The organism is Proteus sp. fly-1067 (assembly GCF_040139345.1).
Taxonomy (GTDB): Bacteria; Pseudomonadota; Gammaproteobacteria; order Enterobacterales; family Enterobacteriaceae; genus Proteus; species Proteus vulgaris_B.
Genome location: NZ_JBEEUL010000001.1, coordinates 244,306 through 266,307 on the forward strand (window position 1 = coordinate 244,306; position 22,002 = coordinate 266,307).

General features: G+C 36.4%; 20 protein-coding genes and 2 riboswitches. Of the genes, 7 read left to right on the forward strand and 13 right to left on the reverse strand.

Translation table 11 applies throughout. From position 1 onward, the window contains the following. Positions 1 to 27 precede the first annotated feature (27 nt). Positions 28 to 167: riboswitch (yybP-ykoY riboswitch) on the reverse strand. A gap of 504 nt (positions 168 to 671) precedes the next feature. The 3 genes from ABN217_RS01150 to pabB form a co-directional block, all read right to left on the reverse strand. Then, positions 672 to 2,033, reverse strand: coding sequence for an L-serine ammonia-lyase (locus ABN217_RS01150; RefSeq protein ID WP_072068482.1), 1,362 nt, complete (start codon positions 2,031 to 2,033; stop codon positions 672 to 674). Positions 2,034 to 2,218: 185 nt separating this feature from the next. Continuing rightward, entirely contained in the window at positions 2,219 to 2,782 is a 564-nt protein-coding gene (locus ABN217_RS01155) for a CoA pyrophosphatase (RefSeq protein ID WP_115349968.1), read from the reverse strand. Further along, on the reverse strand, positions 2,769 to 4,154 hold the full coding sequence (gene pabB / locus ABN217_RS01160; protein ID WP_197269066.1) for an aminodeoxychorismate synthase component 1: 1,386 nt from the start codon (positions 4,152 to 4,154) through the stop codon (positions 2,769 to 2,771). The genes ABN217_RS01155 and pabB overlap by 14 nt, the downstream gene beginning before the upstream one ends. A gap of 112 nt (positions 4,155 to 4,266) precedes the next feature. Between pabB and ABN217_RS01165 the strand changes: the two genes are divergently transcribed. Together ABN217_RS01165 and yebF are read left to right on the forward strand one after the other, a co-directional pair. Then, positions 4,267 to 4,449, forward strand: coding sequence for a YoaH family protein (locus ABN217_RS01165; RefSeq protein ID WP_072068479.1), 183 nt, complete (start codon positions 4,267 to 4,269; stop codon positions 4,447 to 4,449). Positions 4,450 to 4,545: 96 nt separating this feature from the next. Further along, positions 4,546 to 4,935 (forward strand): protein YebF, encoded by a 390-nt coding sequence (gene yebF, locus ABN217_RS01170; RefSeq protein ID WP_197269067.1) that lies wholly within the window; start codon positions 4,546 to 4,548, stop codon positions 4,933 to 4,935. Between the two features lie 98 nt (positions 4,936 to 5,033). Here yebF and ABN217_RS01175 read toward each other — a convergent pair whose 3' ends face one another. Continuing rightward, the gene (locus ABN217_RS01175) at positions 5,034 to 5,267 is read right to left on the reverse strand and encodes a DNA polymerase III subunit theta (protein ID WP_072068477.1); all 234 of its coding nucleotides are present in this window, start codon (positions 5,265 to 5,267) and stop codon (positions 5,034 to 5,036) included. A gap of 1,340 nt (positions 5,268 to 6,607) precedes the next feature. Here ABN217_RS01175 and ABN217_RS01180 point away from each other — a divergent pair. After that, entirely contained in the window at positions 6,608 to 8,080 is a 1,473-nt protein-coding gene (locus tag ABN217_RS01180) for an alanine/glycine:cation symporter family protein (RefSeq protein WP_196554045.1), read from the forward strand. 98 nt (positions 8,081 to 8,178) lie between these two features. Continuing rightward, positions 8,179 to 9,018: an N-acetylmuramoyl-L-alanine amidase gene (locus ABN217_RS01185; protein ID WP_196554046.1), complete on the forward strand. Its 840-nt coding sequence runs from the start codon at positions 8,179 to 8,181 to the stop codon at positions 9,016 to 9,018. 136 nt (positions 9,019 to 9,154) lie between these two features. Here the strand turns inward: ABN217_RS01185 and brnQ are convergent, their stop codons facing one another. From brnQ to ABN217_RS01200, 3 genes are all read right to left on the reverse strand, one after another. Then, a complete protein-coding gene (brnQ, locus tag ABN217_RS01190; RefSeq protein ID WP_197269068.1) occupies positions 9,155 to 10,501 on the reverse strand; it encodes a branched-chain amino acid transport system II carrier protein in 1,347 nt (448 codons plus the stop codon). A 302-nt stretch (positions 10,502 to 10,803) separates the two neighbouring features. Next, complete coding sequence (gene yidA / locus ABN217_RS01195) at positions 10,804 to 11,610, reverse strand: sugar-phosphatase (protein WP_196554048.1); 807 nt, start codon at positions 11,608 to 11,610, stop codon at positions 10,804 to 10,806. A gap of 127 nt (positions 11,611 to 11,737) precedes the next feature. Beyond that, entirely contained in the window at positions 11,738 to 12,124 is a 387-nt protein-coding gene (locus ABN217_RS01200) for a helix-turn-helix domain-containing protein (protein WP_006533085.1), read from the reverse strand. 339 nt (positions 12,125 to 12,463) lie between these two features. Here ABN217_RS01200 and mgrB point away from each other — a divergent pair, with 339 nt between their 5' ends. Then, on the forward strand, positions 12,464 to 12,640 hold the full coding sequence (mgrB, locus tag ABN217_RS20615) for a PhoP/PhoQ regulatory lipoprotein MgrB (protein WP_164526450.1): 177 nt from the start codon (positions 12,464 to 12,466) through the stop codon (positions 12,638 to 12,640). A gap of 148 nt (positions 12,641 to 12,788) precedes the next feature. Continuing rightward, the gene (locus tag ABN217_RS01210; protein WP_072068450.1) at positions 12,789 to 14,171 is read left to right on the forward strand and encodes an amino acid permease; all 1,383 of its coding nucleotides are present in this window, start codon (positions 12,789 to 12,791) and stop codon (positions 14,169 to 14,171) included. A gap of 116 nt (positions 14,172 to 14,287) precedes the next feature. Here ABN217_RS01210 and pagP read toward each other — a convergent pair whose 3' ends face one another. Further along, positions 14,288 to 14,923, reverse strand: coding sequence for a lipid IV(A) palmitoyltransferase PagP (pagP, locus tag ABN217_RS01215; protein ID WP_197269069.1), 636 nt, complete (start codon positions 14,921 to 14,923; stop codon positions 14,288 to 14,290). A gap of 605 nt (positions 14,924 to 15,528) precedes the next feature. Continuing rightward, the gene (locus ABN217_RS01220; protein WP_349458977.1) at positions 15,529 to 16,173 is read right to left on the reverse strand and encodes a hypothetical protein; all 645 of its coding nucleotides are present in this window, start codon (positions 16,171 to 16,173) and stop codon (positions 15,529 to 15,531) included. Between the two features lie 316 nt (positions 16,174 to 16,489). Continuing rightward, positions 16,490 to 16,578: riboswitch (TPP riboswitch) on the forward strand. Between the two features lie 51 nt (positions 16,579 to 16,629). Between ABN217_RS01220 and thiD the strand changes: the two genes are divergently transcribed. Then, positions 16,630 to 17,427, forward strand: a complete 798-nt coding sequence (thiD, locus tag ABN217_RS01225) for a bifunctional hydroxymethylpyrimidine kinase/phosphomethylpyrimidine kinase (RefSeq protein ID WP_196554050.1) — start codon at positions 16,630 to 16,632, stop codon at positions 17,425 to 17,427. Between the two features lie 64 nt (positions 17,428 to 17,491). On the opposite strand, the gene fbaB is transcribed toward thiD, so the two are convergent. The 4 genes from fbaB to baeR all read right to left on the reverse strand — a co-directional run bounded on the left by fbaB (position 17,492) and on the right by baeR (position 21,987). After that, positions 17,492 to 18,541, reverse strand: coding sequence for a class I fructose-bisphosphate aldolase (gene fbaB / locus ABN217_RS01230; protein ID WP_109407737.1), 1,050 nt, complete (start codon positions 18,539 to 18,541; stop codon positions 17,492 to 17,494). Between the two features lie 49 nt (positions 18,542 to 18,590). Continuing rightward, positions 18,591 to 19,484, reverse strand: a complete 894-nt coding sequence (yegS, locus tag ABN217_RS01235) for a lipid kinase YegS (protein WP_072068446.1) — start codon at positions 19,482 to 19,484, stop codon at positions 18,591 to 18,593. A 296-nt stretch (positions 19,485 to 19,780) separates the two neighbouring features. Then, a complete protein-coding gene (gene trhP, locus ABN217_RS01240; RefSeq protein WP_075674055.1) occupies positions 19,781 to 21,160 on the reverse strand; it encodes a prephenate-dependent tRNA uridine(34) hydroxylase TrhP in 1,380 nt (459 codons plus the stop codon). A 119-nt stretch (positions 21,161 to 21,279) separates the two neighbouring features. Next, positions 21,280 to 21,987, reverse strand: a complete 708-nt coding sequence (gene baeR / locus ABN217_RS01245; RefSeq protein ID WP_349458979.1) for an envelope stress response regulator BaeR — start codon at positions 21,985 to 21,987, stop codon at positions 21,280 to 21,282. Positions 21,988 to 22,002: the final 15 nt, after the last annotated feature.

The following is a 22,002-nucleotide window of genomic DNA, read 5'->3' on the forward strand; positions in this document are numbered from 1 at the left end:
ACACAATTGACCCCCAACCAAAGAAGTACAATTATGTGTCTATGGTCTTGCCAACCGTATTACGGCATCTGCACCACGCTAAATAAAAATAAGCGAGTATGTTGACACAGATTTCTTAAAATAATTAAGTCTTATTTTAAGACAGGCTACTCCCCAATGACTTGATGCAGAAGATAACATATTATTTCTGAAAGGCAACATATTATTTATTATATTTCAAAGATGATATTGATAATAATTATCATTATTAACTTTGGCGATTTTAAATATATTAGAAACGTTTTTTAAATGTTAAAAAAATGATAAGTTTCAATGTGATAAATTATTAACCATGTAATAAACAATAGATTATAATTATATTTATAATAAAAAATTAATTTTTTTAATTGAGAGTAATACACCTAAAGATAATAAGCTTAATTTCTTCAAATATTAAATGAATATTAAATAAGCCTATATTTAATGAGTCTATATTTAATGTTTATTTTCTGTTTTTAATAATCAGATAAAAATAAAAAATAGATTTTTTTAAAAAAAGTGTTTTTTAATTTAATTTATTAATTTTATTTTTTTCTTTAATTATCTATAGGTTAAGTGATTATTAAAAATAAAATTTATAGTAATAAAAAAGCCATTCAAAATGAATGGCTTTTTAACTAAAATAAGGTTAATTAGTCACATTGTACTTTTATTGCTAAACCGCCGCGTGATGTTTCGCGATATTTAGCATTCATGTCTTTACCTGTTTCATACATAGTTTCAATGACTTTATCGAGAGAAACTCGTGGTTCGCTGGTACGACGAATGGCCATACGTGCCGCATTAACTGCTTTTACTGAAGCAATGGCATTACGTTCGATGCATGGAACCTGTACTTGTCCTGCAACTGGGTCGCACGTTAAACCGAGGTTATGCTCCATACCGATTTCAGCAGCAATGCAGACTTGCTCTGGGCTTCCACCTAATAATTCAGCAAGACCCGCAGCTGCCATTGAACAAGCTACGCCGACTTCGCCTTGGCAACCCACTTCAGCACCAGAGATTGAGGCATTCATTTTGTAAAGAATACCAATTGCCCCTGATGCTAAGAAATAACGTAAGTAGGTTTCTGGTGTCACAGGTTCGATACAACGATCGTAGTAAGCCAATACTGCTGGCACGATACCACATGCGCCATTAGTTGGTGCAGTTACAACACGTCCACCTGCTGCGTTTTCTTCATTTACGGCCAGTGCAAACATGTTAATGAGATCAACGACTTTCATTGGATCGTTTGATAAGCTGTTGCTTGATGTTAATAAACGATTTAATGCAGCCGCACGGCGAGGTACACGTAATGGGCCTGGCAATACACCTTCTGTATTTAAACCGTGTTCAATACATTCTTGCATTGTTTTATAAACATCAGCGAAATAGGCATTGATTTCAGCTTGGGTGTGCAGATCTAGCTCGTTTTTCATCATTAAGCTAGAAATGGATAAACCCGTTTCTTTACAGTGCTTTAATAACTCTTCTGCACTAGCATAAGGGTATGAAACAGGTTTGCTATTAAGTGTTGATTTGCCAAAATTTTCTTCATCAACAATAAAACCACCACCAATAGAGTAGTAAGTTTTTCTATATATTTCTTTGTCACCAGCAAAAGCATGAATAGTCATACCATTCTCATGTAATGAGAGATTGTCATTACTGAAATGCATGCTTTCTGCTGGGAAATCGACAACTTTTAAACCGTTCGCTAATGAAAGTTTGCCTGTTTCTTCAACTTCACGAATAAAACCGGGGATGCTGTCAATATCGACAGTAGCTGGTGCGTTACCTGCTAAGCCCATAATGATAGCGATATCAGTATGGTGACCTTTACCTGTCAAAGACAAGGAGCCGTAAACATCAACAGCTACACGAGTGACAGACGCAATCAATTCCTGGTTGACTAAATCATCGACAAATTCTTTACCCGCTTTCATTGGCCCTACAGTGTGAGAGCTAGATGGTCCGATGCCCACTTTAAACATGTCGAAAACGCTAATCACGTCAGACTCCTTAATAATAAGAGAGAGGGTTAAAAAAGAATAAAATATAGTTATTTATAGTAAAGGGATCGTTTTTACGATTATATCGTCCCGTTAATGATGTAGTTTACAACATTTTTTTAAAATAGCTAAGTAGAGTTGTGAAGGCGATGATAAAAAGCACAAGCTGAACAGAAAATAACGCTTTAAGTGATATGTAAAGCAAGTTTATGTAAAATAGCTGCCGTTAATCCCCAGACAAGATGTCCATTATAAGGGTAAAAATAGATCCGATGATTTTCGCCTGAACGACGAAAATCGAGTGGCTGATAATGTTGTGCATTGAGCACGTGACTTAATGGCATTTCAAAGATAGACGCAACTTCAGCTGGGTTTTGGCGTAAAGATAAACCTGCTGGGATTACACCCACGATGGGAGTAACCAAATATCCACTTGAACTTTGCAATGGAGGTAATTGCCCAATCACTGAAACAGCATTGGGGGGAATAGCAACTTCTTCGTGAGCTTCTCTGAGTGCGGTTTCAATAAGGTTATTATCTTCAGGATCACGTTTTCCACCAGGTAAAGCGACTTGACCTGCATGAGAGCGTAATGTTGATGCGCGTTCTGTTAATAATATGGTTGGATTAGGTTTATTGATAATCGGCAGCAATACAGCTGCCGTTTTTTGAGCATGAAGTGGCTGATTTACCCTATCATTAGGTAATGTGAGTTGAAAACGATTGATAAAAGTATCAATGGGTGTCATCGACAGTAGACTCATTTAAAACAGTTAATATTTGCCCAAGTTTATCGAATGTTTCTTGGTACTCTTTTTCAGCAACACTATCAGCGACAATACCGCCACCCGCCCAACAGTAAATCTTATTTTTTTCTGTCAATAAAGTACGGATGCTGATATTGGTATCCATTGTGCCACAAAAACTAATGTAGCCAATGGCACCGCAATATCCATGACGGCGGTGTGGCTCTAATTCTTCAATGATTTCCATTGCCCTGATCTTAGGTGCGCCAGTGATCGAACCGCCGGGAAACGCAGCTCTTAATAAATCGGTTGCTGTTAGATGTGAGGGAAGTTGTGCTGTAATAGTACTGACTAAATGGTGTACCGCTGGAAAACGTTCAACAACAAACAGTTCTGGTACTTTAACGGAACCTGTAACGGCAACTTTTCCTATATCGTTACGCATAAGATCAACAATCATTAAATTTTCTGCGCGATCTTTACGTGAGTTTTGGAGCAGTAAAGCTTGTTCATCATCTTCTTCGGGGGTTGCTTTGCGAGGCAGAGTTCCTTTTATTGGGCGTGTTTCTATTTTACTATCAGCTAAATGAATAAAACGCTCTGGTGAAACACTTAACACAAAATTATTGGGCAAACACATAAAAGACGAAAAAGGTGCTTTATTTGCTTGATTTAATGTTAAAAATGCATTCCATTCACTACCAACATAGCTTGCGCAAAAACGTTGAGCCAAATTAACTTGATAGCAATCACCAGAAAGTAAATATTGATGAATTTTAGCAATTTTTTCGTTGTATTCAGCATTGCTAATGTTCGATTGCCAGTCTGTGGTTAATGCAAATGGAGTATCAATCAATGTGGATATTTGGTTTTCTAGCCATTGCAATCGCTCATCAATATTGTCATAACTAATTAAAGTGGCTTTTTTTAATTTATGATCAACAATTAAAGCCCAATCATAAATTCCAATAGCCATATCTGCAAAATTGAGTTCATTTTTAGCGTTTTCAGGTAGTTTTTCAATGCGACGACCTAAGTCATAACTCCAAATACCTAAAGCCCCACCTAAAAACGGCAATGAGTCATTGTATTCTGGATGAAAATTAAACTGTTCTAGTTCTTGTTGGATCAATGTAAATGGATCTTTTTTAGAGCGTCTGATTGCACCATTTTTTTCTTTAATCGTTGTGGTTTGCTTGCGAGTTTCTAAAGTTACAAGAGGATCAGAGACAATAATATCAAAACGGTTATGAGGATGTTCGGCAAAGCCAGAATGAAGTAAACTAGACCAAGGCAATGAAGCGATGGGAGAGAATACCCGTAGTGCTAGATCTGGAGTATAAATGAGCTCACGTTGTTGTAATTGCATATCCATCTTATGACCATGTAAACAAAGTATGTTGTATCATTCGCACAATGAATTGTAATCAAAAAGATTATATTCATGTAAATACAAAATAGAAGTTGATAAAGATAAGAGTAACATTATGTTTCTAGGAATGCCTACATTAACACATGAAGAACAACAAAAAGCAGTAGAAAAAATTCAATCTCTTATGGCTGAGGGAATGAGCAGTGGAGAGGCTATTCAGTTGGTTGCTCAGGAATTAAGAGAAAAGCACACAACGCGTGAATCGGTTTCTATCATATTTGATGACGAGAATGAATAAAACATTTTTTTAACAAATGTCACAAATATGTTGTTAACCCTATGCTATGCTTAATGGAAACACATCCTGTTTTAAGGGATATTTTCGGGAGGTTATATGAAATTAAGCAAGTTAGCAGGTCAAACAGGGATACTTGGTGTCGCTCTTTTACTTGTTGTTTCTTTTGGAGCATCTGCGGAAAGTGTCGATAATGTTAATAAAGATGTTGTACGTTCTGCGCCTTTTGCAAGTTGCGTTAATTTAGACAACAACCAACTTGTTGCTAGAGTGAAGAATGATTATCTACAGAATCGCCTTCCTCGTTGGCAAGAAGATAAAAAGGCACTGGGTCCGAAACCTGTAGCAAGTATCAATGCTAATGAAGTTATCAAGATGGATAATAACTATCAGATGGTATTGAATGTTCGTGGGGCGAGAACAGACCTTCGTTACAACGTTCAAGTTAATTGCGATGAAAATACCATCACTTATGTTTCACCTAAATAATGAATAAGTGGTGTTTTTCGTTGTTAACTGATTGAAAAAAAGAGATAAACTTAAGTTTATCTCTTTTTTTGTCATTAAATTTTATCAAGAAAGTGCTATTATTTTTTCGCTTGAGGCTCATAAGGTAAACGAGAATAGTGTTGGCTTCTTGCTCGATAAAACATTAGTCTTTCTTGAAAAAAAGCATGGAGCGCTTGAGGCTGCTCTCGTAAAACTGCGTCAGCAACAACGGGCATATTATATCGCTCTTTAAAGGCAACTCCTGAAGCTGCTAAGCTTACGTTTATTTTGTCTTTTTCTTCTTGTGTTAATTCTGAAAGGTTATAACCCATCATCTTCCTCCCTATAACAATACGAATAAAGTAAAAGAGCATGCTTATTAATGCAAGTAAATAAAGATATTAGTCATTATATAATGATAAAAAACATACGCATTATTTAGAACATTTTTTAATCAGCATTATTAAATATAACAATAAAATATAAATATTTACTAATTGTTATACTACTTTATAGGTAATTCTAATAATGAAAATGATAAAAATTACATTTATACATATAATTAAATTGATTTTAAAATAGACTAAAAAATAATTTACCTCTACAAAGAGTAAATAAAACTAATCTTTAATTTGATTTAGATCAATGAAAAAAACAGAGAAGTTTGCATCAAAAATAGATAAATATTGTTAATTTATTGGGTAGGGGGGATCTATGTGTTTGTTTTATATTACTTGATAAAAGTGGGGGGTAACATATTGAAATATTGATGTAAAAAAATGCCCTGTTGGGGAAACAGGGCGAAAAATAATACAACACCAGGGAAAAACATAGTATAAATAAAATTAACTAAATGGTTAATAGGTAAACTTACGTGATTCTTCATTTTTTTATTAATATGAAATAAATATTTAATACTCTTTAATTAGTATTCAAAAAAAAGGAGTGCTATTAATGAATAGTAAGTGAATAAAAAAGAGAAAGGATGCCAATCAATGGCATTCGTAAAAATGAGAAATAAAAAGATATATTTAAATTTAAATATTTAGATAGGTTTATAAGAGAAATTATAAAGTATACGTTTTGTTTTACTATAATACCTTATTAATATTAAAGCACTTTATTGATTTTATAATATAAAATGTTTATTGTTAATGATTATAAAAATCTTATTTCTTAAATGTTAATTATCAGAATGGCTAATCCAAGCTTCAAGATATTACTTTAACGAATCGTTTTTATTTTTCATTTTTAAATTTATTTTAGATATAAGTAAAGTTATTTGCTGATGTTTTTTTAAGCTATATGTTTTTTTTCTAAAATGACTGATTAACTTAATTATTAAAGTGTTAATTTTTCTTTTTTGAGTTAATGAAATTAAGAAATATTTATTTATCTTAATGATATGTATGTTTTTTTTATTTTTTAATATTGTTCGTTTTAGTTAATGAGATAATTAAATTTAAATACTAACATGTAAAAAAATAAACAAAAAATATACATATCGTATAATCTTGTGTTACATTTAATTCGCTTTTTACACAGCAACTTTTGATATTACATAAAGACATACTCGGATCATTAATTGATTCAATCATACGGTGTTTATTCGTTTTTATTTCAATAGCGATGTAAGGATAAGTTATATACGTTATTATACAGGGGGATTAATTTGACTGGGCTAATAAACTTTGCAAATAACATTTTATGGGGATATGTCCTTATCTACTTACTTCTAGGAGTCGGTATTTATTTTACTATCCGTACTGGGTTTATACAAATCCGACATTTTAGTCATATGTTCTCTATTTTAAAAAATAGCCATAAGTCAGATAAATCAGGGATCTCTTCCTTTCAGGCGTTATGTACAAGCTTAGCTGCGCGAGTAGGAACCGGAAATTTAACCGGTGTCGCTATTGCATTAACGGCAGGCGGGCCTGGTGCTATTTTTTGGATGTGGGTTGTTGCTCTAATCGGTATGGCAACATCTTTAATTGAAAGTACATTAGCACAACTTTATAAGACAAAAGACGATGAGGGTAATTATCGTGGGGGACCTGCTTATTATATGACGAAGGGATTGAAAATGCGCTGGATGGGCGTTCTCTTCGCTATTTTCCTCATCATTGCTTTCGGTTTAGTTTTTAATGCGGTTCAAGCTAATTCAATTGCGCAAGCAACAGCATCAGCCTTTAATTTTGATCCATTTTATGTTGGCATCTTTTTAGTGGTAACTAGCGGATTTATTATTTTTGGTGGTCTACGTTGGGTTGCTCGTGTTGCAGAGTTAGTCGTTCCTATTATGGCAACTGCTTATTTATTATTAGCCTTCTGGGTTGTTGCTGATCATATTGAACGCTTACCTGATGTTTTCCTTTTAATCTTTAAAAGTGCTTTTGGTTTACAAGAAGCTGCCGCTGGTGCGATAGGTTACGGTATTAGCCAAGCAATGACTCAAGGTATTCAACGGGGTTTATTCTCTAACGAAGCAGGAATGGGATCAGCTCCTAATGCCGCCGCTTCTGCAACACCTTATCCGCCACACCCTGCATCTCAAGGTTATATTCAAATGCTTGGCGTATTTATGGATACGTTGGTTATCTGTAGCGCAACAGCAGTGATTATTTTGTCATCAGGAGTACTCGATAGTTATCCTGAAGGCATTAATGGCATTCAATTGACACAATTAGCGCTGTCATCAAGTGTTGGTGGTTGGGGAAGTACCTTTATTGCTATTGCTATTTTCTTCTTTGCTTTTACCTCGATTATTGCCAATTATGCTTATGCAGAAAGTAATATGATTTTCCTTGGGCGTAATCATACAACAGGGTTATTCCTTTTACGTTCAGCTGTATTAGCAATGGTGATGTTTGGTGCTTTGGCAGATATGCCTCTTGTTTGGAAAATGGCTGATCTCTCGATGGGATTAATGGCAATGACAAATTTAATTGCCATCATATTGCTTTCAGGTGTTGCATTAAAATTAGTCAAAGATTACAACGAGCAACGACAAGCTGGTTTATTGCCAACTTTTGATATACGCCAATATCCAGAGTTACAAGCGGATATTGAAGATGGCATATGGGAAAATAATATCATTCCTGATGAGCCTTTAGTTCGGTGTGAAAAAGTCAGCAATAACTGAAAAATATAAAAAAAGAGTCAAAACGGAAAACCCATATTTTTTAATATGGGTTTTTTGATTACAATTTAACTTTGGGAATAATCAATCAAGGATCAGAAATGAGGTCTAGTCGGTATTATATAGGATTACTTATTGTAGTAGGTCTCTTAAGTAGTTGTGCTCAACAACCTGAATTTATTGATAGAGGCAATTATATTGCTAAAGTTATCCCTAATAAGCAGGATGCTAAGGACTGTGTTAAATATCTAGTCATGCATTATACCGCGCTAGATGATGAGCGTTCATTGAAGGTTCTCACTGCTGGGCGAGTCAGTAGCCATTATCTTATTCCCACACATCCTTCAACTATTGATGGAAAACCTGTGGTTATTTCATTAGTAGATGAAAAACAAATTGCTTGGCATGCAGGTGTTAGTCAATGGGGAGAAGCGACAAGCTTAAATCATTGTTCTATTGGTATTGAGATAGTTAACCTGGGCTACCGTGATAATGGAAAATTTAGGTATTGGTATTCTTATACAGCAGATCAAATTGTGACTATTTCAAGTGTGATGAAAGATATTATTGAACGCTATGATATTGAGCCTCAAAATGTTTTGGGTCACAGTGATATTGCACCTTTAAGAAAAGTTGATCCGGGTCCTTTATTTCCTTGGGAACGATTAGCAAACCAAGGAATAGGTGCTTGGCCTAATAAACAGTTAGTACAAACTTATTTAGCAGGTAGAGATCCTTCTGAGCCCGTTGATGTTGCAAACTTCCAAAAGCTATTACAGCAATATGGTTATCAAACACCCACAAATGGCGTATTAGATAACAATGCACAAAAAGTCGTGAAGGCTTTCCAAATGCATTTTAGATCAGCAAAGGCCAATGGGATCCCTGATGCTCAATCAGAAGCTATTTTAATGGCTTTGATTGAGAAATACCGAACTTAAAATTTCCGTTGATGAGATGAATAGATAGCAAAAATATAGGTAATCAAAAAGAAAAAAGCGTCTCCAATATAAAAGTTGGAAGACGCTTTTTTTGTGAACTCACAATCAGTGTTACAAATTACGAGCTATAGACTAATTATTTCGCTGTATTTTCTACTGAAAGATTTTTTTCTTTAAGATTTAAGCTAACGAACAGTGAAATCACGAATGCGATCGCACCGGGTAATACCCAACCTAAACCATAATCAGAAAGTGGGATATAGCTAAATAATTGCAGTAAATCAGCATTTAACCATTTCAATTGTTTCAACGTATCGAAAAGACTCATTAATACGATGATGGCAATAGTAAAGCGATAGGTAAAGCGTGGTGATTTTAATTTATTACGAATAAATTGTAGTAATACTAATGTGACTGATGTTGGATAAATCATCAATAACGCAGGAATGGTTACGCGTAATAAAGTATCAAGGCCAAACGTTGATACGATTGTGGTCATTAATGTAAAGACAACAACCCAGAAGCGATAGCCTAAGCGGTGATGGAATGTCGCAAAATAGTCAGCTGCAGCACTTGTTACACCCACGAGTGTGGTCATACTTGCTAATAAAACAATCCCTCCCATTAGCCAAGTACCGACAGAGCCAAATAAGGCATCAACATAACGAGAGAATATTTGACCACCATTTGTGGCATTGAGTGCAGGATCTGCAAAAACAGAAACAGAGTGGCTAGTAGCTCCTAAATAGAAAAGGCATAGATAAAGTGCAGCTAACAGTAAAACTGAAATGAGTCCTGCTTTTACGGTAATAAAACCAATTTGGCGTGGTTCAGTAATTCCTTTGGTATACAAAGCACGCGCAACGATACCACCGAATGCCATAGCAGAAAGGACATCCATGGTTTGGTAACCATCTATAAAGCCAGAGAAGAAACCATTAACAGCATAAAGACCTGTTGGTTCTCCAATAGGAGAAATAGGTTTAGCCACAACGGCAATGCCGACAACAACCAGCAAGACTAACAGTGCTGGAGTCATAAATTTACCAATAGCGCTGATCATCGTGCCTTGTTTTAGCATGAAAAACATGCTTGTAATATTGAAAACAAGCGCGAAAGTCAGGTGTGTTGCGGTATTTTTCTCAATAAGACCTAACGGCAGGAAGCCCATTTCATAGGCGGTGTTAGTCACACGAGGCATCGCGAAAGTAGAGCCTACGATAAGATATAGTGCAACCCAGAAAATGACAGCAACCCATGAAGGTAAATCAACAGAAAGACGCTCACCACGTCCTCGAATTGCGACAATGACTAAGGTAAGAAAAGGAAGTAAGACACCCGTAACAAGAAAACCTAAGGATGTGCTAAACCAAAGGCTACCCGATTGAAAACCCGCCATTGGGGGGAAAATAATATTACCAGCGCCGAGGAAGAGTGCGAAAACCATCATTCCAAGAACGAGCATGTCTTTTGTAGAAAGCATAACTAAAACTACCTGTCTGTGAAGAAAATATATTAATGATTTATATTTGTTATTCTACTCTGAGCCTATTTAATAGCTGAATATGTTGTAAAAATGCAGTTTGAATAACGAAAAGTGAATTGATAGTAACAAATTCTGAAGGATATGTAAGAAGAAAGGCAGATTTAACGCTCATTTAACAGTAATTATAGAATAATAAAAGGCTATGTTTTTGGTCAAAAAGCAGTGTGATCCTCTGCTAAGGATCACAAATGCTATATAATTTTGTAGACATTCACGATAAAACACAAAAAAGATCGTGTTTAAATAAATTTATTGATAGCGACTGCAACACCGTGCTCTTCATTAGAAAGTGTGACGAATTTGGCGACTTTTTTCACTTCATCAGGGGCATTTCCCATTGCAACACCTAAAGCTGCATATTTCAGCATTGCTAAATCATTACCTTGATCACCGATACACATAATTTTTTCTGGAGTAATTTTTAAATGTTCAGCGACTTTTTGAACCGCACTTCCTTTATTGACATTGGTATTTAGTACTTCAATAAAATAAGGGGCACTACGTAATATGCTGTATTGTTCGTAAATATTGGCAGGTAAATATTGGATGGCGTTATCTAAAACGGCCGGAGCATCAACAATCATAAATTTACTAAAATACATATCAGATTGCATTTCATTAAGTGGACGGTAGTAAAGAGGTGTCCAAGATAAGAAGGCTTCTTGGCAAGTGAAATGGCTAATATGACGATTAGTTGTATAAATTTTATTATCACTAATGACGTGAAAATGAACGCCTATCTCACGAGAGAGATTTTCAAAATAGAGGTAGTCTTCAAAATTGAGTAAATCTTGAATAATGACTTCACCATTATCTGCTTGATGAATTTGGCTTCCATTATTACTAATACAGTAACAATCAGAAGTATCAAGACCGAGTATCTTTAAATAAGGGGAGATGCCATTAAAAGAGCGCCCCGAAGCTAGCACAATCTTAACACCAGCTTCTTTTGCTCGTTGAACCGCATTTTGTACTTCGGGCGTGATTTCGTGTTGTTTGTTGAGTAAGGTTCCATCTAAATCAATAGCGATAAGCTTAATACTCATTAGCATCCCCATATTAAATAAAAGCAATCATGATAAAGGAAGGGCGAAGCGGTCTATCATCACATAGTTAGAGTATTATTTATGTGACATTAAAGGCTATCTGTATAATGTCACATAAATAGAAGGGTTAATCACAACAAGGTGATTGTAAATGTAAGGGTTGTTTGGTTTCTAATACGATCTCTTGATTTTGCCGAAAGTCGAAAGGCGTAATGCCATACTCTTTACGGAACATATAAGTAAAGTGAGACTGCGAACCAAAGCCAAAATCGAGGGCGATATCAAAGATAGAACGTTCACTTGTACGTAATAAATGGATAGCGCCAGCCAATCTACGTTGACGAATATACTTTCCTAAAGAGGTGCCTGTGACTTCTTTAAAGATTTTCTGCATGTGCCAAAGAGAATACCCAGAATAAGCCGCCAACTCTTCAAGATGGATAACACGGCCTAAATGCTCCTCAATCCATTTACTTAGCGCGCAAACCAATGCGAGATGATTATCTTGTGGCATTACAGTTCCATTCTATCAATGAAGTTAAGGTAAAAATCAAAATTAACTCCCTAATCTTATACAAAAAGTGGCAGACAGAGAAATCCATATTAATGGATAGCTATTTCTTATCGTTGGCAAAATGTGTAATAAAAATAAAAAGTGTTCATTTCGCCGACAATTTATAGAAAAATAGTGCAAATTATCTCAATTTTGTCGAGGAAGCGTTTATCTTTCATAATGAAAGTTATGCTAAATTCACTCATAGAGATAATTGATTGCGAATTTTATAACAACAACTCTCTGTGTTGTTATCGTATTTAAGCGAATGCTTATAATGTTATTAATCATACTAACAAAATGTATTTAAAGGATTTTAAATTGAACGCAAAGAAAATAATTATTAGTTTAATTATTGCATTAGCCATTAGCTTTGGTCTCTATCTTATGGCTTTAGACAACTTTTGCGATCGCGGAGAAGACTTTCAGCAAGGCCTTTGTCGGTTTACCACATTATTCCCCTCCAAACATAGTTAAAAAGTCGCTTTTCTTATTATTTTTCGCCTAGCATAAAATGTATTTGTTATTCAAGTCAGATTAGTGTTTTAATGGGGGCTTGAAATAAACAAAATCGTAAATATTAGTTTACACGTTAAGTTGATAAAATAATAAAAGAAGAGGATGTATGGCGAGAGAGTCGCAACAGACAGAACTTAAGCGCGGTCTGAAAAATCGACATATCCAGCTTATTGCGCTGGGTGGTGCTGTCGGCGCTGGTCTGTTTCTTGGTATAGCGCAAACCATTAATATGACGGGCCCATCAGTAATACTAGGATATGCTATTGGTGGTTTTATTGCGTTTATGATCATGCGCCAATTGGGCGAAATGGTTGCCGAAGAACCAGTTGCGGGTTCGTTTAGTCACTTTGCCAATAAATATTGGAGCCCTTTTGCCGGCTTCTTATCTGGTTGGAATTACTGGGTGATGTTTATCCTTGTTGGTATGGCAGAATTAACTGCAGCAGGAAAATACATTAACTATTGGTTGCCTGATATCCCTGTTTGGGTTTCCGTTGCTATCTTCTTTGTGGCAATCAACTTAATCAATTTGATTAACGTTAAAATGTATGGTGAAACCGAGTTTTGGTTTGCCATTATTAAAGTATTAGCAATTGTTGGTATGATTTTATTCGGGAGCTACTTGCTGGCAAGCGGCAATGGTGGGCCTCAAGCTTCTGTAAGTAATTTATGGGAATTAGGTTTCTTTCCTCATGGTTTTACGGGCTTTATGTCGGCATTAGCAATTGTCATGTTCTCTTTTGGTGGACTTGAGCTAGTGGGGATCACGGCAGCTGAAGCTGAAAATCCAAAAGTAAGCATCCCGAAAGCGACTAACCAAGTTGTTTATCGTATTTTAATTTTCTATATCGGTTCATTGTTGGTGCTACTGTCACTTTATCCTTGGACTCAAGTAGTGAAAGGTGAAAGCCCATTTGTACTGATTTTCCATAATTTGGATAATTTCTTAATCGCAAATATTTTAAATGCTGTGGTATTAACAGCTGCATTATCTGTTTATAACAGCGGTGTTTATTCTAATAGTCGTATGCTTTATGGTTTGGCAAAACAAGGTAATGCGCCACATGCACTTTCTCGTATTAATAAACGCGGTGTGCCAGTTGTGTCATTACTCTTGTCTGCAATTGCGACTTCATTAGGTATTTTAGTTAACTACTTATTACCTGATCAGGCGTTAGAGCTATTAATGGCATTGGTTGTTACTACGTTAGTGCTTAACTGGATTATGATTTGTTTGGCGAATTTAAAATTCAGAGCAGCAAAAATGAAAGAGGGTGTAGAGCCTTTCTTTAAAGCACTTTGGTATCCTTATGGTAACTATATTTGTCTTGCTTTTTTATGCATGATTTTAGTGATTATCTTATTTATGCCACAAGTGAATATTTCGGTGATCTTAATGCCATTCTGGATTGCGTTCTTGTGGGTTGGATTTAAGATTTCTCGTATGAAGAAAACGCCAGATAATGCTCAAGCAAGTCAAGATATTTAAGTTACTGCAGATTGGTTGAGTTACTTTATTGAACAAAAAACGCATCTCAATGATGCGTTTTTTTATGCTCTATATTTTTATTGTTCACACTTATTCTGATAGGCAAAAATAAGAAGTTACTGCCAACGTAACCAAGCAAATAACACGTTACCATTGTTATAAGTACCAGGTACATACGTTGCTTGTAGTGAAAGGTGCCCATAACCAACAGACACTAACGGCAAAGGCAGTGGCATAGGAATATAGTTATATTCATGGCGAGCAGTAATACTCAGTGTAAATCCTGCGCCCATTCGGAAACCGTCTTTATCACCGGGATACCACATTTTCTCAAAACCATAGCCCATAATAGGTTGTACACGGTTATTTGAGTCCATAAATGCCATTGCATAAAGAGAATGCCAATCACCATCACTGTCATAACGATATTTCCCCATACCAAAACCCCAAGGGGTTTCGTTATAGCGATCCGTTTTTTCTTTATCGTAAGTAAAACGGTTATGCCAAGTCCAAACAGGTAAATAGTAGTTATATTGGTCGTTATCCCAAGTTTGATTGATATTACGTTTGAATTTCCCCCAATAACTCTCTTCGTTATTAGATTGAGATACATTATTGGTAGTTTGATGATTTTCTGTAGTAATAATCTGATGTGGGATTAAATTATTTTCAGAAGCGGAAGCAGTTGTTGTTAACGCAAGCGAAAACAACGTGGTTGCTAATACGCTAGGGTGAAAATAGGTTGAAAACATAATATAACTCCGAGTACGGCATTGCTATGATTCTGGTGATGACAAATAAACGTTACTAATAGTGTTATTTAATCGACAAGTATTTAAGATAAGAGGTATCTGAAACTTTACTTCTTAACTAAAATCTTAAGGGATAAGAATCGGTTATAAAGAAAATAAACAAGTTTGTTGTATTTATGAATGTGTTTGTTTGAGGCATTCAATATTGTTATCTTTTAATGGTAACGTATTGTTTTTAATTTAAAATTAAGTTTTTATTAGATTGCTAATAAATAGCTGATAAATAAGGTTAAAGAGAAATAATTTTAGGTTGGTTATTTTCAACAGCAAAATCCCATAAAATAGCTATTTTTATGACTTAATGAAAATATTGAGATAAATTTAATATCAATAACATTAGGTTATAAAAAGAGATTAATTTCCAGCGGATAATAGAGTAACGAATAAGAAGAGTTAAATAAAAAAAGAAAAAAACAGAGGTTGGTTTATAAAACGTTTAGGTTGTGTAGTTTTTTTAGTGGGATGTCGTTTTTTATGCAGATTATCCTAAAGCAAAAACGTATGAGTAAACATCATTCACACGTTTTCAGGAAATATATTGTTTATTATTGAGATAATTTTTCTTGGCTAATAACAAGGAGTCGGTGAGTATGAGTATCACGATCCTTACCCCAGCAGAAAGCATCCCAGTTATTGTAGAAATCTTCAATACTGTCAATTAAGTGCAGAGGTCTATCTTCCTCAGTTCCATCTGAAGCATAAATATAATGACCTTTGCTAAAAGCCCATAAAATCATATCAATCCAAAAACCTTTACCATCAGAAGTTTGTTCTTCATCAGTAACGACGATATTATGAGCTTTTAAAAGATTACAGAAAAAAGTACGAGGCAATTCTCTGATCGCATCACGATGTTTAGGTATACGGGAACGCCAAACTTTTATTTGAGTACACGTTGTTTTTCCATAAACGATATCTTTTCGAAATCTAAGTTCAACAAGGTAGGCTGTTTCACTTTCTTTATCTGTGGTGATAAGTCTGTATTGATCTTTACGTAATGATTTAACTAAACGGTATCCTATTGGTGTATTAAAACCTTCTAAATCAATATCTTTCACACCTTGGGTAATAAACTGAAGTGTATGTTCAATATTTTTAGCTGGTAGTTTTAACTTTTCATTAAAGTCTGCATCAGGAATAAGATAAGGCATTGATTGTCCATTATTCTGTTGCGATGGTTCATTTTTCATTTAGCCCCTCCGCATAGTGTGATTGTCCAGAAATGCATTATAAATACCTCATCTAGCAGATAATATATCGATTGTCGTTAAAATGAACAAAATAATTTATTTTATTCTTCTTATTTAAAGATAGCTAAAATATATTTATTAAATTAATGCTTTGTGCAATATAGGCTATTGGTTTTGTGTTTATTATATACAATCTTCGCTGATTTATCTTACTGAATCACAAATCTCAACAATAGAGAATTTATAAATCGAGATTAGCTATCAAACTAGCATCTTTATCTTGAGCATGCGATACTCCTTATCGCCTGAATTTACAGGCTTTGGCTCGGGGCGCCTTATGGCTGAGATGAACCCGTATAACCTGATCTGGATAATGCCAGCGTAGGGAAGTCAAGGTAACTCTGCTGATTAACAGAGCCCGACTTTTCTGTAACTGGTGAAAGGAGGAGTTAATCAGTGAGATTCAATGCATTGTCTATCGCAGGCACCGATCCTAGTGGTGGTGCCGGTATTCAGGCTGATCTGAAAACATTTTCCGCACTGGGTGTCTATGGCACAACAGTAATGACAGCACTTGTTGCTCAAAATACCTGTGGTGTCCGTAGTGTCTATGATTTATCCCCTGATTTTGTTGCTGCTCAATTAGATGCTGTCTTGTCTGATGTTCGCATTGATAGTGCCAAAATTGGCATGCTCTCTAATGCTTCGATTATTGATGTGGTTTGCGAGAAACTTCAACAATATGCCATTCCTTTTGTTGTGCTTGATACGGTTATGATTGCAAAAAGTGGCGATCCTCTATTACAGCCTGATGCGGTTAATAAAATGATCCGTCAGCTTTTACCGTTGGTAGATTTGATCACTCCTAATTTACCCGAAGCAGCTGCACTGCTAGGTTGTGAAGTCGCTCAAGATGAAATAACGATGAAGCAACAAGGTTATGCATTGCTAAAGCAAGGATGCAAAGCCGTGTTAATGAAAGGAGGGCATTTAACAGAAGATGAAAGCCCTGATTGGTTATTTACTCAAGATGGCGAGTGGCGATTTACCTCAAAACGCGTTAATACGAAAAATACCCACGGTACAGGATGCACGCTTTCAGCCGCTTTAGCTGCTATTCGTCCTCAAGTCTCTAATTGGCAAACTTGTGTTGAGCAAGCAAAAGCCTATTTACAACAAGCGCTAGAACATGCGGATAGTTTAGAGGTTGGGCAAGGTTTTGGCCCAGTACATCATTTTCACCGCTGGTGGTGATACTAAAAAGCCCCTCAATAAAAGGGGCTTTATCGTCAAATCTATCAGTTAAGCAATTAAGCAATTAAGCAATAGTGACAGATTTATCCAAATAAACATCTTGTACGGCGTTAATCAGTGCAACTCCGTCTTTCATTGATTTCTTAAAGGCTTTACGCCCTAAGATAAGGCCCATACCACCTGCACGTTTATTAATCACCGCAGTACGAACGGCATCTTCAAGGTCATTATTACCAGAAGCGCCACCAGAGTTAATTAATCCTGCGCGCCCCATATAGCAGTTTGCTAATTGGTAGCGAACTAAATCAATTGGGTTTTCAGTCGTGAGTTTCGTGTAAACGCGCTCATCAGTATGACCAAAACCAATCGCTTTAAAGCCACCGTTATTTTCAGCCATTTTTTGTTTAACGATATCAGCACCAATAGTCGCCGCTAAATGGTTTGCCTGCCCCGTTAGATCTGCACTTGCATGGTAATCTACACCATCTTTTTTGAACGCTGGGTTGCGTAAATAAGCCCATAGTACAGTGACCATACCCAATTCATGAGCACGTTCAAAGGCCATTGAAATTTCTTCAATTTGGCGACGGCTTTCTTGTGAACCAAAATAAATAGTCGCACCCACTGCAACAGCACCCATTTCAAAGGCTTGCTCTACGCTGGCATACAGTGTTTGGTCATATTGCGCTGGGTAGCTTAAGGTTTCATTGTGGTTTAATTTCACAAGAAAAGGAATTTTGTGTGCATAGCGACGAGAAACAGAAGCAAGAACACCATAAGTAGAGGCAACACAGTTACAACCTGCTTCAATCGCCAACTCAACAATATTTTTTGGATCAAAATAGAGAGGGTTTGCTGCGAAAGAGGCCGCCGCTGAGTGCTCAACACCTTGGTCAACAGGTAGAATAGACAGATAACCCGTTCCCGCTAAACGCCCGTGATTAAACAGGGTTTGCATTGAACGTAACACGCTATTAGGGCGATTATTATCAATCATTACACGATCAACAAAGTCAGAACCTGGCAGGTAGAGATTTTCGCTCGGGATGGTTTGGCAACGATGGTCTAATAATGATTTTGCATCAGCACCTAACAAACTTACTATATCAGTCATTACATACTCCAGTTCATGATGAGATGAGAGTGATTGTCATTTATCTACATTAAGATAACAAGTCACATTGAGGCGGTAACCGGCAGTGGATCGCTTCAGGTAACACAATAAATTCAAATTTATTCCCTAAAAGGGGTTCTCCATCTAAATTAAACACCATTTCATGAGAAGCACTAATGTTTACCCAGCGACTTTCTCGCTCAATTATCTTGTCATTTTTCTTGCTATCAAACATGCTGTTTAAAATAGAGGGGAGAAGTTCGTGAGCTTCAACAATGGTGATATTGAGTTTATTGTCATTAATTAAGGCTTCAGAGCATAATTTCTGTCCGCCACCAGCTTGGCGGCCATTACCGATAGCTAGAATAAGAGACTCGCCTTCCCAATGGAAATTTTCAGCTTCAATAGTGCAATAATCAGCTTTTAAAGAGTCGATACTTAAAAGACCATTAATAAAATAGGCAGCTCCACCTAATGCTGATTTTAATGCCTCAGGAGTCTCGGTTGTGATTTTGGTTCCAAAACCGCCTGATGCCATATTAATAAAATAGTGCGTCTTGTTCACTGAGATAACATCAATGGGAACAGCTCGACCTTTAACCGCTAAATTAAGTGCATTTTCCATATCACGAGGGATTTGTGCGCTGGTGGCAAAATCATTTGCTGTGCCTAATGGAATAATGCCCAGTGTTGGTAAAGATGAGGGTGAAAGATGAATTAATTCAGAAACAACGCTATTAATCGTTCCATCTCCTCCTGCGGCAATTACCGTTTCTGCTTGTATATCTATAGCTTCTTGTACAAAACGGCGTATATCACTGGATTCCCAAGTTACTCTTACTTGGAGGTTAAAACCTTCGTTACGTAATTGGTAAACTGCTTTTCTCAATGCGCTGTTGTTAGCGCTTTTTCCATTAATGATCAGCAAACTAATTTTACTCATTGATGAATCCCTTTAATTGAATCACTCTTTTAAAGGTAATGGATATCGAGAAAATTACTATTTTTTTTACAAATGATAACGAAAAAGGGAATGTGTTTACGTAAAGGAGAGTTGATAACGGGAATGAAAAAAGAAAAGGCAAATCCAAGGGAGATTGGATTTGCCAAGGAGGTGGTTCCTAGTCTTACTGTATTCATTCTAGTTCTTTATTTTTCGGAACTGATGATACGGTAAACAAATCATTATTGATGTGATCTGTATTTGAAATTGATCACTTTAAATCAGATTATGACGCTTTACTTCACTTCTACAGCATCAATCTTATGCGGCTGACGTGTTGTTGTACCTTGTAGGTTGCGGATCAGCAGTGCGAAATCTAAATCAACATCTTCAGGAACAGATAAATAAACCATGTGACCATTACCTGGTGCAACATCAGTTGGTTGCTGTTTTTTGTTAAACAATTCTTCTAAGGTAAATTGAATATTGCCGGTTGGTGTCATTAATTCTAGGCTATCACCTAAAACAAATTTATTTTTAACATCAACTTCGGCTAAACCGTTTACGCGTTTGCCGGTGAATTCACCGACAAATTGTTGGGTATCAGAGACAGAATAACCATATTCATAAGTTTGGTATGCATCATGGGTATGACGGCGTAAGAAACCTTCTGTATAACCGCGATGTGCTAAGCCTTCTAATGTCGTTAGCAACGTTGGATCGAATGGTTTGCCTGCAACAGCATCATCAATTGCACGACGATACATTTGTGCTGTACGGGCACAGTAATAGAAGGATTTAGTACGGCCTTCTATTTTCAGAGAGTGCACACCCATTTGAGTTAATTGCTCTACGTGTTCAATTGCACGTAAGTCTTTAGAGTTCATGATATAAGTACCGTGCTCATCTTCGAACGCAGTCATATATTCACCAGGACGTTTGGCTTCTTCAATTAAGTAAACTTTATCTGTTGGTGCGCCAACACCTAAAGTAGGCTCAACGTTTTTAACTGGAATTGGCGTGTATTTTTCAACGATATTACCCACATCGTCTTCTTTGCCTTCTTCGACTTTATATTCCCAACGGCAAGCGTTAGTACAAGTACCTTGGTTCGGATCACGTTTATTGATATAGCCAGATAGCAGGCAACGGCCTGAGTAAGCCATACATAATGCACCATGAACGAAAACTTCTAATTCCATATCAGGAACTTGCTTACGAATTTCAGCAATTTCATCAATAGAGAGCTCACGAGACAGGATCACACGCGTTAATCCCATTTGACGCCAGAATTTTACGGTTGCCCAGTTAACAGCATTGGCTTGTACTGAAAGGTGAATATCCATTTCAGGGAACGCTTCACGTACCATCATGATCAAACCCGGATCAGACATAATCAGCGCATCAGGACCCATATCAATGACGGGTTTTAAGTCACGGATAAAGGTTTTTAATTTAGCATTATGGGGTGCGATATTAACCACAACATAGAAGCGTTTACCTAATTCATGGGCTTCTTGAATACCTTTGGCAAGGTTTTCGTGGTTAAACTCATTATTACGCACACGTAAGCTATAACGTGGCTGACCTGCATAAACGGCGTCTGCGCCATAAGCAAATGCATAGCGCATATTTTTTAATGAGCCAGCAGGAGAGAGCAATTCGGGTGTAAACATGGTTAATTTCCTGGTTCTGATTTCAAGTCAGTCCCCCACACATTGGGTAGGGGTATATCATAAAGGGGAGGATTCTAGCGCTTAAGTGTAGCGAGGTTCAATGTATTCCTGAAAAAATATCATCGAAATCGATAAGCTTGTGTCTCCCAACGATACCCTTGGCCATAAATTGAGCGAATAAATTCGATTTGATCGTTAAGTTGCTCAAGTTTACGTCTTAAGTTTTTAATATGGCTATCAATGGTTCTGTCCGTCACAATGCGATAATCATCATAAAGATCATCCATTAGCTGATCACGAGTTAATATTTTTCCGGGTTGTGTCGCTAATGCTTTGAGTAGACGGAATTCAGCTGTGGTTAAGTCGAGAATTTTATTGTTATATTGGATTTGATAAGCCTGCTCATCAATGATAACTAACTTATCGCTTTGAACAATATCTTGTGGTCGATAAAAACGGCGTAATAAAGTTTTGACTCTGGCTACGACTTCTCTTGGGCTGTAGGGTTTGCAAATATAATCATCGGCGCCAATCTCAAGTCCAAGCAATCTATCTACTTCCTCTGTTTTGGCTGTGACCATAATGATGGGAATATCAGAAAACTGACGTAACTCTTTACAGATCGTAATGCCATCTTTAACGGGCAACATCAGATCTAATAATATTAAATCGTAATGTTGTTGTTTTACACAATGGCTAACTTCAGCACCATCTGCTAGCCAGTGAGTTTGATATCCTGAAGCTTGAAGATAATCAATAAGTAATTGAGCAAGCTTGGGTTCATCTTCAACTATAAGGATTGAATAGGGTGATTCGGCAGCAGTCATTATTGGCTCAGTGGT